Below are 16,310 nucleotides of genomic sequence, written 5' to 3'. Positions count from 1 at the left end.
TGCAGGAGCGGTTCGGGGGTGGTGTGGCGGCGGGTCCGGAGCAGTTGGCGGAGTTGCGGACGTTGCGTGACATCGTCGGTTTCATGTCCGGTGGCTCCGGTGCCGGCGCTCCGCAGACCCCGGCCGCTGCGTCCGCCGAGCCCGCGCAGGCCGACCGGCCGAGCGGCGGCATCGGCCGCGCGCAGGCCGCGCTCGTCGAACTGCCCACCCCGGACAAGCTCGTCGACGCCTACCCGCAGGGTTCCGGCGCACTGGTCGTGGACGACGGCTCCGAGCTGGCGCCCCCGCTGGCGGCCAAGCTGATCGACTCGGGCCGGCACGTGCACGTGCTGCGGCTGCCCGGTGTGGCCCAGCGCATCACCGGCGTCAAGGACCACTCGCTGTCCGGCTGGGGCGTGACCGAGCTCGCGGAGCGGATGGACGTCATCCTCGCCGACCGGATCAGCCTGGTCCTCGACCTCTCCGCCGCCCACTACGGCGACTTCACCGACGGCACGCGCCGCCTCGCCCACACGCTGCTCGTGGCCAAGCACGCGGTCGAGGCGCTGAACTCCGCGGCCGACGCGGGCCGCGCCGCCTTCGTCACCGTCACCCGCCTCGACGGCGCCTTCGGCCTCGGTGGCGTCAGCGAGGAACTCGCCCCGGCCGCCGGCGCGGCGGGTCTCGTCAAGACCCTGGCCGTGGAAGCACCGCGGCTGTTCTGCCGGGCCGTCGACCTGGCCCCGGCGCTCACCCCGGAGACCGGCGCCGCCCTCGTCCTGGACGAGACGCGGGACGCCGTCAGCGACACCACGCAGGTCGGCCACGACGGCACCCGCAGGGTCGGCCTCGGCCTCGCCGAGCAGCCGCTGCACCCGGCATCCGACGCCCCCGCCCTCACCTCCGACGACCTGCTCGTCGTCACCGGCGGCGGCCGCGGCATCACCGCCGCCTGCGTCGCCGAACTGGCCCGCAACCACCGGCCCGGTCTGCTTCTGCTCGGCCGCACCCCGCTGGAGGACGAGCCGGCCTGGGCGCACGGCGTCGGGGACGCCGGTCTGAAGGCGGCGGCCGCCGCGCAGCTGAAGGCGGCGGGCGAGAAGCCCACCCCGAAGCGCGTCGAGCAGCTCTTCCGCGCCGTGATCGGTGCCCGGGAGATACGGCAGACCCTCGCCGACGTACGCGCCGCCGGCAGCACCGTCGAGTACCTGGCCGTCGACATCACCGACCCGGCCGCCGCGGCAGCCGTGCTCGCGCCGTACAAGGAGCGCGTCACCGGTCTGGTGCACGGCGCAGGAGTCCTGGCCGACCAGCTCATCGCCAACAAGAAGGCATCCGAGATCGAGCGGGTCTTCGCGCCCAAGCTGGCCGGACTGCGCGCGGTGGCTGCCGCGCTCGACGCCGACCGGCTGCGCCACGTGATCCTGTTCTCCTCGGTCGCCGGATTCTTCGGCAACCGCGGCCAGTCCGACTACGCGATGGCCAACGAGGTCCTCAACGCCTGGGCTTCCTCCTTCCGGCAGCGTCATCCCTCCGCCCGCGTCACCTCCCTCAACTGGGGCGCCTGGGACAGCGGCATGGTCTCCCCGGAGATCAAGGCGGTCTTCCGCGAGCGCGGCATCACCCTGATCCCGGTGGAGACCGGAGCCCGGCTGTTCACCGAGCAGTTCGCCCCCGAGCGCGCGGCCGACGTGGTGACCGTGCTCGGCCCGACGACCCCCCTGTCGGAGCCGGACAGGCCCACCGCGACCGGCCCGGTCACCGTCGAGCGGACCCTCGACGCCCTGCCCGGCGACCCGATCGTCGCCGACCACGTGATCGGCGGGGCGCCCGTGCTGCCCGCGGTGGTCGCGCTGGGCTGGGCGATCGGCGCGGTCGAGCGCGGCCGCGGCGAGGAAGTCCGGCAGGTCCGCGACTTCGCCGTCCACAAGGGCATCGTCTTCGACGGCACCGAGCCCGCCGGCCTCGCTCTCACCATGACTCCGGCCGGTGACACGGTCCAGGTGGCCATCCGGTCCACGGACCCCGAGGGCGCCGCACGCCCCCACTACGCGGCCGTGATCGTCCCCGGCGCCGCACCGGCGGGCGCCACCGTCCCCGGTCTGCCGGCCGTCGGCGGCGGGCGGGACGCCGAGGGCCTCTACGCCGACGGCACCCTCTTCCACGGCCCGGCCCTGCGGGGTGTGCGCCGCATCCTGGCCGAGGAGGAATCGCGGCTGGTCCTGCAGTGCGAGATTGCCGAACGGCATCCGGAAGGCGGCGCGTTCGGCGGCACCCGCTTCGCACCCGGCACGGCGGACCTGCTGCTCCAGGCGGCTCTGGTGTGGGTCCGGTTGTTCAAGGACAGCGCCTCGCTGCCCCTGTCGGTCGCCCGCGCCGACCTGCACCACCCGCTGCCCGACGGCGCGCCGTTCCTGATCGTCGTCGAGCCCGCCGAGGGCAGCAGCTCCACCACCGCGTCGCTCACTCTCACCGCCTGCACCCCCGACGGAACGGTGCTGGCGCGGTTCGACGGCGTCCGCGTGGTCTCGGCCCCGCAGCTGGCGGCCAAGTTCATCAGCGGCTGATTCCGCTTCGTATCCAGCGCAAGCGATCGGGCCGGCCCGGACGGTTCCTCATATGCCGCCGTCCGGGCCGGCCGCCCGTCAGAAGGGACCCGAGAGCTCTCATGAGCAAGTACGCCATAGTCGGCCTCTCCTGCCTGTTCCCGGGCGCGGAGACGCCCGCCGAGTTCTGGCAGAACCTCCGTTCCGGCGCCGACAGCCGCCGGGAAGGAGGCGAGGAGGTCTTCGGCCGGACGCCCGCGCCCGGTGACGCGGACCCGCAACACGAGATCTACTGCCGCCGGGGCGGCTTCATCACCGACTTCAGCTTCGACCCGGACGGCTATCTGCTCGATCCCGCGCACCTCGCCGGCCTCGACCGGATCTTCCACTGGTCCCTGCACGTGGCCAGGGAGGCGCTGCGCGACAGCGGACACGCCGACCGCCCGCAGGTCCTGGCCCGCACCGGTCTGATCCTGGGCAACTACTCCTTCCCGACGCCCACGTCGGCCCGGGTCAGCGTGCCGCTGGTGCAGGAGGCCGTGCTGGAAGGGCTGCGCCGGGCCGGGCACCCGCCGCTCGGCGCGCTCGCGCACCCCGAGGACCGTATCGACCGCAGCCGGCTGAACGCCGAGGACCTGCGCGTCAGCGGCTCCCCGGCCACCGTCGCCGCCACGGCGCTCGGCCTCGGCGGCCCCCGCTACGCCCTAGACGCGGCCTGCTCCTCCGCGTTGTACGCGCTCAAGCTGGCCTGCGACCACCTCGCCGCCGGACAGGCCGACCTCGTGCTCGCCGGCGGTGTCTGCGCACCCGACCCCACTCTCATCCACCTCTCCTTCGGCGACCTCAACGCCTATCCGCGCGACGGGGTCAGCCAGCCCTTCGACGCCCGCTCCGGCGGCATCCTCACCGGCCAGGGCGCAGGCATGGTCGCCGTCAAGAGGCTCGCGGACGCGCTGCGCGACGGCGACCACATCCACGCCGTCGTCGACGGCATCGGGCTCACCAACGACGGCAGCGGCCGCCACCTCCTCGTCCCGCAGGGCTCGGGCCAGCTCGCCTCGTACCGCCTCGCCTACGAGCACGCCGCGATCGACCCCTCCGCCATCGACTACCTCGAATGCCACGCCACCGGCACGCCCATCGGCGACGCCACCGAGGCCCAGTCCGTGGCCGACTTCTTCGGCGAGGCGGGGGCCGTCCCGCTGATCGGCTCGGTCAAGGGCAACATCGGCCACCTGCTCACCGTGGCCGGCCTCAGCAGCATGCTCAAGGTCGTGCTCGCCATGGGCCACGGCTACATCCCGCCCACGACCGGCGTGCAGGAACCCATCCGCTCCAAGGACGGGCGGGTCGGTGAGGAGGCCCTCGTCCGCACCGGCCGCGAGTGGCCCGAGGGCGACGGGCCGCGCCGGGCGGCGGTCTCCGCGTTCGGCTTCGGCGGGACCAACGCGCACGTCGTGCTGTCCGAGCCGGACTCCGCGGCGGCCGGCGCCCCGGCTCCCGAGACACCCGTGCCCGCGCTCGACATCGTCGGCCTCGGCGCGCACTTCGGCTCCTTCGACTCCCTGGACGCCTACGAGCGCGCCGTGCACGACGGCCAGGACGCCCTGGTCCCGCTGCCCGAGAGGCGGTGGCGCGGCCTGGACCAGACCCGTGGCGGCTCCCTCGAGCACGGCGCCGGCGTCTCGCCCGACGCGCTGCCGCACGGCGCGTTCGTCGACGGCCTCGGCATCGACCCCATGGACCTGAAGATCCCGCCCGCCGACCTGCGCACCTACAACCTCCAGCACGCGCTGGCCATCAAGGTCGCCGACGAGGCACTGCACGACGCCGGATACAGCCGTGCCGTCACCAAGGGCGAGACCGCACCGCCGGAGCGCCGCATCGCGGTCGTCGTCGGCATGGAGACGGAACCCACCACGCACCTGCGGATCACCCGGTACGGCCTCGGGGCCTTCGTGCGCGAGGAGTTCGCGCGCGCCGGCGTCCAGGTCGACGAGGAGGAGCTCGCCCGGCTGACGGCCGTCGGCCGGGACGCGGTGGTCGATCCGATCGTGGCCAACGAGGTGCTCAGCTACATCGGCAACGTGATGGCCAGCCGCATCTCCTCCCTGTGGAACCTGACCGGCCCCTCCTTCACCGTCTCCTCCGACGGCTCCGCCACGGCCGAGGCCCTCCAGGTCGCCCGGCTGCTGCTGCTCGACCCGGGCATCGAGGCGGTGCTCGTCGGCGCCGTCGATCTGGCCGGCTCCGCCGAGAACCTGCTGCTGCGGCCCGACGCGGTCGCCGAGGCCGGACTCACCTTCGCCGAGGGCGGCCGGGGCCGCCGGATCGGCGAGGGCGCCGGAGCGGTCGTCGTCACCCGGCCCGGCGAGTCCGCCGCACCGGTGTACGCGCGGCTCGACGCGATCGCGGTCCGGCACGCGGCGCCGGCGGAGGGCCGAGTGCCCGAGGCCGACGCCGACACCTACGCGGCCGCGGCCCGGGCCGCGCTCACCGCTGCGGGGGTCACGGCCGAGGACATCGGCTACGTGGAGGTCCACGCGGGCGGCACGCCGGCCCAGGACCGGGCGGAGATCGCGGGCCTCGCGAAGGTGTATCCGGCCGCGAGCGAGCCGGAGGGCCCGGCGGGCCGCACCGGCCGGGTGGCGCTCGGCAGCGCAAAGGCGCAGATCGGCGACACCGGCTGCGCGGCGACCATGGCCGGGCTCGTCCGGACCGTGCTCTGCCTGCACCACGGCTACGTACCCGGCACCCGCGGATGGAGCGCTCCGGCCGCCGAACTCGCCGACGACTTCGCGGCCTCGGCGCTGTACGTGCCGGACACGTCCCGCCCGTGGCTGCGCCGTGCGGCAGGCACCCGACGGTACGCGGCCGTCGGCTTCATCGGCGCGTCGGGCGCCCACGGCCACCTCGTGCTCTCCGCCGAGGCGACCCGCGGCACGGTCGTGGCCAGCGAGTGGCAGCGGGCGGGCGGGCCCGTGGTGCTGCCGCTGTCCGCGGACTCCTTCGACGGGCTGCTCGCCGAGATCGAACGGCACCGGGAACTGCTCGCCGGGGGTGCCGACCCCTGTGCGCTCGCCCGCGAGGCGGCCGGGCGGCTGCCGGGCCGGACCCTGCGCGCGGTACTCGTCGGGCGCGACCTCGCCGAGCTGCGGGCCCAGCTCGAGCTCGCCGCCCGGGACCTGCCCGCCGTGCACTCCTCGGGCGGCGAGTGGGCCACGCCGAGCGGCAGTTGCTTCACCGCGCGCCCCATCGGCCCCGACGGCAAGGTGGCGCTGGTCTACCCGGGCGCGTTCAACTCCTATCCCGGACTCGGCCGGGACCTGTTCCGGGCCTTCCCCGGCCTGCTGGAACGGTTCGAGAGCCAGGCCCACGCCCCGGAGCGGCACCTGCGGGCCGCCGAGCTGTACCCGCGCACGCAGACCGCCCCCGGGCGGCGGGAGCTGATGGGACTGGAGGCATCCCTCGGGGAGGACATCCCGTTCATGCTCGCCACGGGAACCAGCTTCGCGATCCTCTACACGGAGCTGGTCCGCGACGTCCTCGGCATCACCGCGCACGGCGGGTTCGGCTACAGCCTCGGAGAGTCGAGCATGCTCTTCGCCACCGGCGGCTGGCTGCCGGAGGGCCGCGACGACGCGCTCATCAGCAACACCCCGGTCTTCAAGGACCGGCTGTGCGGTCCGCGCCGTACGGTGCGCGAGGCCTGGCGCCTGCCCGACGCGACGCCGGACTCCGACGTGTGGGCAAGCCATGTGCTGCTCACCGACGCGGAGTCGGTACGGGCCGTGCTGCCCCGCTACGGCCGGGTCCACCTCACCCACGTCAACACGCCCGCCGAGCTGGTCATCGCCGGGGACCCGGCCGAGTGCCGCGCACTGATCGAGGAACTCGGCTGCCCCGCGGCGCGCTCACCCGTCAACGCGGTCATGCACTGCCCGGTGGTGGACGCCGAGTTCGACGGTCTCGCCGGCCTGAACGACTATCCCACGGGCTCCTTCGGTGACCTCGAACTCCTCAGCGCGTACGACTACGAGGCACTGCCCGCCCTGGACCGCAAGGAGATCGCCCGCCGCATCGCGCACACCCTCCGGTCCCCGATCGACTTCCCGCGGCTGGTGCACAGCGCCTACGAGCGGGGTTTCCGCTACTTCCTGGAGGTCGGGCCCAGCGCCACGTGCTCCCGCTGGGTCCGCGAAAGCCTGGGCGACCTGGCTCACGTCGCCGCACCCGTCGACCGCCGGGGCGTCACCGCCACGAAGTCCGTGGCCCGGCTCGTCGCCCGGCTGACCGCCCACGGCCTCGATGTCGACCTGTCCCCGCTGCTGGGCCCGGCCGACCGGCGCGTCCCGGCGCGTCCCGCCCGTCCCGCCCGTTTCCGCGTGGGCGGCGCGGACCCGGCTCCGGCACGGATCGCTCGCGAACTGGCCGGTGCGGTACGCGGGATCCCGGCCGCCGGCGCCTCGGCCGCCGACGTGCCGAGGACCGCCGCCGCGGTCGGCGCCCCGGCCGCCCTGGCCGCCACAGCGGACAGCCCCACGACCGCCTGGGCCCCGGTGCCGGCCGCGGGTTCCGCTTCGGCCGCCTCCGCCTCCGCCACGGCCCCGGCCCCGGGTGCCGGGGCGCCCCGGTCGGCCTCCGGTCCCGCGTCGGCCGCCTCCGGCACACCGGCCGGTGCCGCCTCGGGCTCCGGTCCCGCCGGAACCCCGTCCGCGCCGGGCACCGCCCCGGGTCCCGGACCCCTGACCGGCCCCAGCGGCGCGGCCCCGTACTCCGTCGCTGCCACGTCGGCCCCCGACCCCGCCCCGTCCGTACCGCCGGAGGACTCAGCTCTCATGCCCGCAGATCCGACCCTCGCCGACGCCGAGGTCATCGCCTTCGACGGCACCCCGATCGCCTACCTGCCCTGGGCACAGCACGCACCGGGCGGCGCACCGGCCGCGCAGACGCCCCCCGCGCAGACCGCTGCCGCGCAGACCCCTCCCGCGCCGAGGGTCCCCGCGGCACCCCCCGCCCCGGCGGGTCCGACCGCCCACACCGAGGGCGAGGTCTCGGCCTCCGTCGCGGCCGACCTGGTGCGGGAGATGCGCCGGCAGATGGTCGCCACCCACTCCGTGGTGATGGAGACCCAGCACATCCTCCAGGCGTCCACGCTCAGCCGGGTGGAGGCACTGCTGGACGGCGCCGCCCCGCAGCAGGCGCCCGGCACGACGGCCCGTCCGGAGCTCGCGCCCACCGTCGTGCCGGCTCCCGCCCTCCCCGCGGCGCCCTCCGCCGCGGCCCCTCGCCCCGCCCTCCACCCGGCCACGCCGGGCGGGCAGGACACCCCGGCCCCGGACTCGGGCGACCGCGCCGCCGAGGCCGTCGTCGCCCGGGCCGTGGTCGCCGAGGACGTCAAGGACGTGAAGGAAGGCGTCATCTGGGACGAGGCCGACCTCCTCGAGTTCGCCGTCGGCTCCGTCGCCAAGGTCTTCGGCCCGGAGTTCGGCGTGATCGACGGCTACGCCAAGCGCGTCCGGCTGCCGGCACCGCCGTACCACTTCGTCACCCGCGTGACCGCGCTCGACGGCACGACGGGGGAGTTCAAGCCCGCGACCATCACCACGGAGTACGACGTCCCCGAGGACGCCTGGTACGCCGTGGACGGCGGTGTCCCGCCGGCCGTGACGGTCGAGGCCGGCCAGTGCGACCTGCTGCTCGTCAGCTATCTCGGCATCGACTTCCGCAACAAGGGCGAGCGGGTCTACCGCCTGCTCGACAGCACCCTGATCTTCCGGGGCAACCTGCCCCGCGTCGGCCAGACCCTGCGCTACGACATCTCCATCGACCGCTTCGTGCACCAGGGCGAGACCACCCTCTTCTTCTTCAGCTACAAGTGCTACGCCGACGGCGAGCTGATCCTCGAACTGCACGACGCCTGCGCCGGGTTCTTCAGCCGGCGGGAACTCGACACCCCGCTCGGCATCGTGATGACCGAGAAGGAGAAGGTCGCCCGCGCCCAGCTCCCCAGGGGCTACTTCAAGCCGCTGGCGTACACCGAGAAGAACCACCTCACGCGCGAGGACCTCGACCTGCTCGCGCAGGGCCGGCCCGGTGACGTCTTCGGCCCGGACCACGCCCAGGACCCCGGCGTCAACCCGGCGCTGCGCCTGCCGGACGAGAAGCTGAGGATGGTCGACGACGTCGTCATCGACCGCAAGGGCGGCCCGCGCGGGCTCGGCACGCTCAGCGCGATCAAGAAACTCCGGCCCGATGCCTGGTACTTCACCTGCCACTTCCCGGACGACCACGTCCTGGCGGGCTCGCTGGTCGCCGAGGGCGCCGTGCAGCTGCTGCAGATCTACCTGATGCACCAGGGCATGCACCTGACCCTCCCCGACGCGCGCTTCCAGTGCGTCACGGACACCCCGATCGAGGTCCAGGTCCGCGGCCAGATCACCCAGGCCCACGAGGAGATCCGCTACGAGGTCGAGGTCATGGAGCTGACGCTCCTGCCGCGCGCCACGGTCATCGCCGACGTCCTCATCTACCTGGGCGACAAGCCGGTCATCCGGATGAAGAACCTCGGCCTGCAGGTACGGGAGAAGGAGGGCTCGCCCCACCGTCCGGAGATCGGCGGCGTCCCGGAGTTCCTCGGCCGCCGCAACCGGGCCGGCGAACCCGCGATGATCAACGAGCTGCACCTCGCGCACGCCGCGAAGGGCCTGCTCGACATGGCGATGGGCCCGGAGTTCGAGGTCTACCGCGACAGCCGCGCCCCCTACATCCCGAACGGCGACTTCCAGTTCGTCGACCGCGTGATGTCCCTCAAGGGCACCCGCGGTGATCTGTCGCCCGGTTCGGAGATGGTGACCGAGTACGACTCCCCGGAAGACGCCTGGTACTACGAGCAGAACTCCTTCCCGCACATGCCGAACGCCGTCTACATGGAGACGTCCCTCCAGGCGGCGATCTTCCTCGGCTACTACCTCGGCGCCACGCTGAAGAACCCCGCGGAGCAGTACTCGATCCGCAACCTCGACGGTCGCGCCACGCTGGTGAAGGACATCGACCTGCGCGGCAAGACCGTCCGGCACCACTCCAAGCTGCTGATGACGAGCGCCGTCCAGGGCGCGGTCCTGCAGAACTTCAGCTACGAGCTCTCCGCCGACGGCGAGGTCTTCTACACCGGCGAATCGCTGTTCGGCTACTTCAACGAGGCGGCCCTCGCCAATCAGGTCGGCCTCGACAACGGCCAGTACGTCGCTCCCTGGATCGAGACCGAGAAGCCGGACGCGTCCCGGGTCCGCCGCATCGAACTCCCTGCGGACGCACCGGCGTTCACCGACACGACCGGCGGCCACCTGCGCCTGCCCGGCGACAAGTTCGCGCTGGTGGACCGCGTCGACCTCGTCGCCGACGGCGGCCGGCACGGTCGTGGCTACCTGCACGGCCACCGTGCGATCCGCCCCGACGAGTGGTACTTCGACTGCCACTTCCACCGCGACCCGGTGATGCCCGGCTCCCTCGGCGTCGAGGCGGTCCTGCAGGCCATGCGCCTGTTCGTGCTGGAGCACAACCTCGCCGACGGCATGCAGCGGCCCCGCTTCGCGATGGCCACCGACGTCGAGACGGCCTGGAAGTACCGCGGCCAGATCCTGCGCCATGACAAGGAACTGTTCTTCGACGTGCACATCAAGGAGGTCCGCCGCGAGGAGGGCCGCCTGCTGGTCGTCGCGGACGCCGACCTGTGGAAGCCGGGCCTGCGCATCTACGAACTGACCGACGTGGCCATCGAGGTCCGTTCCGCCGAGGTGTGACGGCCCGCCCGCACCCGCCGCTCAGCCAAGGAGCTTCGTTTCCCCATGGACATTCGCGACACCCCTCTCCGCTGGTACGGAGAGCGGTACCCCAGCACGGACCCCGCCGGCATCTACCACGCGCTGGCCGACCTGGACCAGCCCTGTTTCATCGCCGTCACGCCCGAGGGCATCGGCGCGGTCTCCGGCGGCTTCGCCTCGGCCGAGGGCGACGGCCTGCCGCTGCTCGCCGCCGTCCAGCCGCTGCCGCCGGAGCGCCTCGGCTCGGCCGCATTCCGCAGCGCGCACGGCGTGGGGCAGCCGTACATGGCCGGGGCCATGGCCGGCGGGATCGCCTCCGCCGACCTGGTGGTCGCGTTGGCCCGGGAGGGCTTCCTCGCGTCCTTCGGCGCGGCAGGTCTGCTGCCCGAGACCATCGAGCGGGCCCTTGCCCGGTTCGCCGCCGAGATCCCCGGACTGCCCTACGCCGTCAATCTGATCCACAGCCCCAGCGAGGACCGGCTGGAGAGGGAGGCCGTCGAACTGTTCCTGCGGCACGGCATGCGCTGCGTGGAGGCATCCGCCTACATGGACCTCACACCGCACGTCGTGCGCTACCGGCTGGCCGGACTGCGCCGGGACCGCGACGGGCGGGTGGTCGCCGACAACCGGCTGATCGCCAAGATCTCCCGGACCGAGACCGCCGAGCGCTTCATGCGTCCCGCCCCGGCCACGCTGGTGAGCGCGCTGCTGGAACAGGGGCTCATCACCCCGGAGCAGGCCGCGCTCGCCCACCATGTGCCGCTGGCCGACGACATCACCGTGGAGGCGGACTCCGGCGGCCACACCGACCGGCGCCCGCTGCCCGCCCTGCTGCCGTCCATCCTGCGGCTGCGTGACCTCGTACAGCGCGAGTTCCGCTACGCGGAGCCGGTCCGCGTCGGTGCGGGTGGCGGCCTCGGCACACCGGTGGCGGTGGCGGCGGCGTTCGCCATGGGCGCCGCCTACGTGGTCACCGGTTCGGTCAACCAGTCCTGCCTGGAATCCGGCGCCTCCACCAGAGCCAAGACGATGCTCGCCGAGGCCGGCATCGCCGACTGCGAGATGGCACCGGCCGCCGACATGTTCGAGATGGGCGTCGAACTCCAGGTCCTGAAGAAGGGCACGCTCTTCCCGATGCGGGCCAAGCGCCTGTACGAGCTCTACCAGACGTACGACGGCCTGGAGTCGATTCCGCCGGCCGACCGCGCCCGGCTGGAGCAGCAGATCTTCCGCCGCTCCCTGGAGGACGTCTGGCAGGAGTGCGTCACCTACTTCACCCGCCGCGACCCCCAGCAGCTCGCGCGTGCGGAGGGCAGCGCCAAACGCCGGATGGCCCTGGTCTTCCGCTGGTACCTCGGCATGTCCTCGCGCTGGGCGGTCACGGGCGACGAGGGCCGGGCCATGGACTACCAGGTCTGGTGCGGCCCGGCGATGGGCAGCTTCAACGACTGGGTGACCGGCAGCTACCTGAAGACCCCGGGCAACCGCAGGGTCGCGGACGTGGCCCACCACCTGATGCGCGGCGCCGCCTTCCACACCCGGCTCGCCCAGTTGCGCACCGCGGGCGTGCACATCCCGCCGACCGCCGCCGACTACCGGCCCGTGCCGCTGGAGAGCCCGGCCCACGGACCTTCGGTGGGGCTGCGATGAGCCCGCTGACCCCCGAGGAGCTGGAGGAGCGGCTCGGCGACCCCTCCGACGACGCCAACCCGTACGGCTTCGCGGCCGCCGTGGCGCGCGACGAGCGGGACGAGTTCCCCGAGGAGCTCTGCGCGGAGCTGGTACGCGCCGGGTTCCACCTCAACTACCTGCCCGGAGACTGGGGCGGCACCTTCGAGTCCTTCGACCGCAGCCTCACCCTGGTGCGGTCGGCCGCCCGCCGGGATGTGAACATCATGCCCGGCACGATGTTCAGCATCATCGCCGCGACCTGCCTCCAGCTGCACGGCAGCGTCGAACAGCAACTTCGGGCCGCGGAGATCCTGCGCGGGGGCGGAGCCGTGGCCTTCGCGCTCACCGAGGCCGGGCACGGCAGCGACCTGCTCACCAACGAGCTGCGGCTGAGCCCGGACGGTGTGCTCGACGGCGAGAAGTGGATGGTGGGCCTCGGTCTGCGCTGCGACGCCGTCTACGTGATCGCCCGCACCGGCGAACGCGGCCCCGGTGCCTTCTCCGCGGTCCTGCTGGAGACGGCCGGCGTGCCCGAGGGCCGGCTGGAGCGGGTGCCCGCACCGCGCACCGGAGGCATGCGCGGCATCGACCTCGCCACCTTGCGCTTCCACGGCACCCCGGTGCCGTCCGGGGCGCTGGTCGGCAAGGAGGGCGAGGGCCTGGAGGCCGCGGTCAAGGCCCAGCAGGCGGTACGGCTGATGAGCATGGCCGGCAGCCTGGGCATCGCCGACAGCGCCGTGCGGATCGCCCTGGACTTCGCCGCCGCCCGCCGGGTCGGCCGCACCCGGCTCGTCGAATCCCCCTATTCCCGGCGGGAGCTGGCCGTCGCCGCAGCAGCCCTGCTGGCTGCCGACGCGGTGGCGCTGAGCGCGGCACGCGGCGTGCACGTGGTGCCGGAGGCGTTCAGCGTGTGGGCGCTGTCCGCCAAGCACGTGGTCGCCGAGGCGGCGGACGACCTGATCCGCCGATGCGGCACGGTGCTCGCCACGCGTTCGGTGCTGCGCGAGGGCGCGCCCGGCGCCGGGCTGTTCCAGAAGCTCCAGCGCGACTCGGCGGTCGTCCGCGTGATCGACGCCAGCACACTCGCCAACCTCCGCTCGTACACGGGCCAGTTGCCCACGCTCACCGAGGGCGGTGCCCGCCCGGACCCGGCGGTGCTGGAGACGGTCTTCACCCTGGACGCCGACCTGCCGCCCTACGAGCCGGCACGGCTGGACATGTTCGCCCGCGGCTCCGACCCGGTCCTCGCGGGGCTCCCCGAGGCCGCCGCGGCGGCGGCCGGCGACCTCGGCGACACCGGCGAGCTGGTCCGGGAGCTGGCGGACGCGGTGGCCGGGCTCGCGGAGCTGACCCGGGCCGCCCGGCAGCGCGGTGCCGATCCGAACGCCCTGGTGGACGCCGCCGAGCGGTACGCCTGGCTGCACGCCGCCGCGTGCTGCCTGCACCTGTGGCGCGCCAACCGCGACCGGTCCCTGTACGGCGCCGAGCCCGGTTCCGCCGGCTGGCTCGGCGCGGCGCTCGGCTACCTGCTGGCCCGCGCCGACGGCGTGGACCCGCGCCACCGCGGGGCCGTGCTGGCACCCGCCCTCGACGCGGCCCTCGCGCTGCGGGACGGCAACCGGCTGTTCACCGCGCTGCCCGTACGGCTGGCCACCACCCGATAGGAGAGCCCACAGATGTCCAAGTCCGATGTGACCGAGCTGGCGGCGGAGCTGGAGGAGTACCTCGGCGACCCGCACGACCCGGACAGCCGGATGCCCTTCGTCCAGATCCTCGACCACGACGTGCGGGGCGAGTACCCCTACCAGTTCGTCGCCCTGCTGCGCCGCTGGGGCCTGCACCTGCGCTGCCTGCCCGCCTCGGACGGCGGACTGGCCGGCAACGTGGAGACCGGCATCGGCCTGATGCGGCTGGTCGCCCGCCGCGACCCGTCGACCGCGGTCGGCCTCGCCCTCAACAGCCTCGGCTTCATGCCGGCGTGGATTCTCGGCACTTCCGAGCAGAAGAGCGCGCTGATCGCCGACATGAAGCGCGGCAGCTCGGTGTCCTGGGGCCTGTCCGAGCGCGTCCACGGCAGCGATCTGGTCGCCAACGAGGTACTCGCCGAGAAGACCGACGGCGGCTGGCTGCTGACGGGCGAGAAGTGGCCGATCGGCAACGCCACCGTCGCCGACAAGACGGTCGTCTTCGCCCGCACCGGCAAGCGTCCGGGCCCCGCGGCCTACTCGCTGTTCGTCCTCGACAAGTGGCAGGCCGAGGCCGGCACGGTCGAGGACCTGCCCTTCGAGGACCTGTACGGCACCCGCGCCCTGGACCTCAGCGGGGTCCGGATGCAGGGGGCGTTCGTCCCGGACTCGGCGATGATCGGGCGGGAGGGCCAGGGCCTGGAGATCGCGCTCAAGACCAGCCAGACCGCGCGCGTGGTCCTGCTGCACCTGGCGCTGTCCGCCGTGGACACCAGCCTGCGGCTCGCCCTCGACTTCGCCGAGCGCCGGGTCCTGTTCGGCGACGCGATCAGCGATGTGCCCTACACCCGGCGCCAGCTCACGGAGGCGTTCGCCGACCTGATGATCGCCGACGCGATGGTCCTCGGCGCCGCCCGTGCTCTGCAGGCCGCTCCGGAACAGATCAGCGTCTGGTCGTCGGTGGCCAAGTACCTGGTGCCGACGCTGCTGCAGAAGACGATGGCACAGCTCACCGTCGTGCTCGGCGCGCGCACCTTCCTGCGCGACCACCCGCACTACGGCATGCACCAGAAGATGGTGCGTGACATCCTGATCACGGACATCGCCGACGGCAACACCGTGGTCAACCTGCGCAACCTCGCCCACCAGCTCGCCGGCCTGCTCGACAAGGCCACCGGGGCCGACGAGAGCGTGCGCGAGGCCGCCGCCGGGCGTGCCGCCACGCTCTTCGGCATGGACCGGGAACTCCCGGTGTACGAGCCCGTCAGGCAGGAGCTGTTCAGCCGCGGTCTGGACGACGCCGTCCTGGCCGCGCCCGACGGGCTGCGCCGGCTGCGCGCCCTCGCCGGGGAGGCGCGGGGCACCGAGGCCGCGCGGCTGCTGGGCGCGGCGGACCTCGCCGAGGAGCTGCTGGGCCGGGCCGGTCCGATGAGGGAGCGCGCCGCCGCACTGAAGTCGGCGCTCGGCAAGGACTGTCCGCAGTCGCCCGAGCTGTTCGAACTGGCCAAGGAGTACTGCCTGTTGCACGCCGCTGCGGCGTGTGTGCTTACCTACGTCCACTCGTGCGAGGCCATGGAAGGCCCGCTGCCCAGCGCGTCACTGCTGCTGCTCCAGCTGGAGCGGATCCGCAGGCAGCTGTACCCGCACGAGCTGGTCACCTCGCAGGCGGTGGTCGACGACGTCATGCAGGTGCTGCGCCGTCTGCACCAGGAGAACAGCCTGTTCTCGTACTGGCAGTTCCCGCTCGCCAAACGGGCCACCGACGAATCCGCCGCCTGCCGCTGAGCCGTTCGACCAGAGAGGTGCCCCACGTGAACCGCAGTGATCCGGCGTTCCTGTGGCTGCTGCCCGAACATGCCGTGGACGGCTTCGCCGCCGCGCTCGGGGGCACCCGGCTGCTGACGGCGGTGGAGCGTGCCGCACTCGACCGCCGGCTGACTCCGGGCGGTCGCCGCCGCTACCTGGGGGCGCGGCTGCTGTGCCGCTACGCGCTCACCGCGCGCACCGGCCGTCCCCTGGACAGCTGGCGCTTCACCCGCGGTGTCCACGGCCGGCCCGAACCCGAACCCGCCGACGGGAACCTGCGGTTCAACCTCTCGCACACCGACGGCCTCATCGCCTGCGTGGTCACCCGGGGACGGGGCTGCGGACTCGACGTCGGCCCCACCCCGGCCTCCGCGGAGCTGACCGCCCACCTCGGCCGGCAGCTGGGCCCCGACGAGCGCGCGGAGCTCGCCGAGGCCGCGCCCGGCGCGCGCGCCGCCCTGGCGGGCGAGCTGTGGGTGCTGAAGGAGGCGTACCTCAAGGCGCTGGGCACCGGGCTGGCCCGGGGGCTCGGCAGCTTCACCTTCGTACGGCGTCCGGGAGGCGGGATCGCCGTACGGGACCCGCAGCGGCCGGGCGCGGAGTCCCGCTGGTGGTTCGACCTGGTCTATCCGGGCCCCCGGCACGTCCTCGCGGTCGCCACCGAGCACGGCCGGCCGGGAGCCCTGCGCCGCACGGACCTGTCGGACCTCTCGCTCACCGCTCTCGTCTCCACCGCATGACGCCGCATGACGCCGCATGACGCCGCATGACCGGTACAGCCCCGGCACGGCCTTGCACGG

The 16,310-nt window shown here is 73.7% G+C and carries 6 protein-coding genes; all 6 read left to right on the top strand.

The window, feature by feature from the left end; genetic code table 11:
* On the top strand, nucleotides 1–2,546 hold a 2,546-nt coding region (locus ACFYMU_RS23210; RefSeq protein ID WP_388376229.1), incomplete at its 5' end, for an SDR family NAD(P)-dependent oxidoreductase.
* A 101-nt stretch (nucleotides 2,547–2,647) separates the two neighbouring features.
* On the top strand, nucleotides 2,648–10,327 hold the full coding sequence (locus tag ACFYMU_RS23205; RefSeq protein WP_388376226.1) for a beta-ketoacyl synthase N-terminal-like domain-containing protein: 7,680 nt from the start codon (nucleotides 2,648–2,650) through the stop codon (nucleotides 10,325–10,327).
* A gap of 45 nt (nucleotides 10,328–10,372) precedes the next feature.
* Nucleotides 10,373–11,998, top strand: a complete 1,626-nt coding sequence (locus tag ACFYMU_RS23200) for a PfaD family polyunsaturated fatty acid/polyketide biosynthesis protein (protein ID WP_388376224.1) — start codon at nucleotides 10,373–10,375, stop codon at nucleotides 11,996–11,998.
* Complete coding sequence (locus ACFYMU_RS23195) at nucleotides 11,995–13,683, top strand: acyl-CoA dehydrogenase family protein (RefSeq protein ID WP_388376221.1); 1,689 nt, start codon at nucleotides 11,995–11,997, stop codon at nucleotides 13,681–13,683. Before ACFYMU_RS23200 ends, ACFYMU_RS23195 begins: the two co-directional genes overlap by 4 nt.
* A 12-nt stretch (nucleotides 13,684–13,695) precedes the next feature.
* On the top strand, nucleotides 13,696–15,489 hold the full coding sequence (locus ACFYMU_RS23190; protein WP_388376219.1) for an acyl-CoA dehydrogenase family protein: 1,794 nt from the start codon (nucleotides 13,696–13,698) through the stop codon (nucleotides 15,487–15,489).
* 26 nt (nucleotides 15,490–15,515) lie between these two features.
* Nucleotides 15,516–16,250: a 4'-phosphopantetheinyl transferase family protein gene (locus tag ACFYMU_RS23185; protein ID WP_388376216.1), complete on the top strand. Its 735-nt coding sequence runs from the start codon at nucleotides 15,516–15,518 to the stop codon at nucleotides 16,248–16,250.
* Nucleotides 16,251–16,310: the final 60 nt, after the last annotated feature.

Source organism: Streptomyces sp. NPDC007264 (assembly GCF_042869095.1).
Taxonomy (GTDB): Bacteria; Actinomycetota; Actinomycetes; order Streptomycetales; family Streptomycetaceae; genus Streptomyces.
This window is presented reverse-complemented; position numbering and strand designations above follow the sequence as displayed.

Coding starts and splice junctions, on each gene's coding strand:
- ACFYMU_RS23205 (WP_388376226.1), top strand. CDS start 2,648: ATGAGCAAGTACGCCATAGTCGGCCTCTCCTGCCTGTTCCCGGGCGCG.
- ACFYMU_RS23200 (WP_388376224.1), top strand. CDS start 10,373: ATGGACATTCGCGACACCCCTCTCCGCTGGTACGGAGAGCGGTACCCC.
- ACFYMU_RS23195 (WP_388376221.1), top strand. CDS start 11,995: ATGAGCCCGCTGACCCCCGAGGAGCTGGAGGAGCGGCTCGGCGACCCC.
- ACFYMU_RS23190 (WP_388376219.1), top strand. CDS start 13,696: ATGTCCAAGTCCGATGTGACCGAGCTGGCGGCGGAGCTGGAGGAGTAC.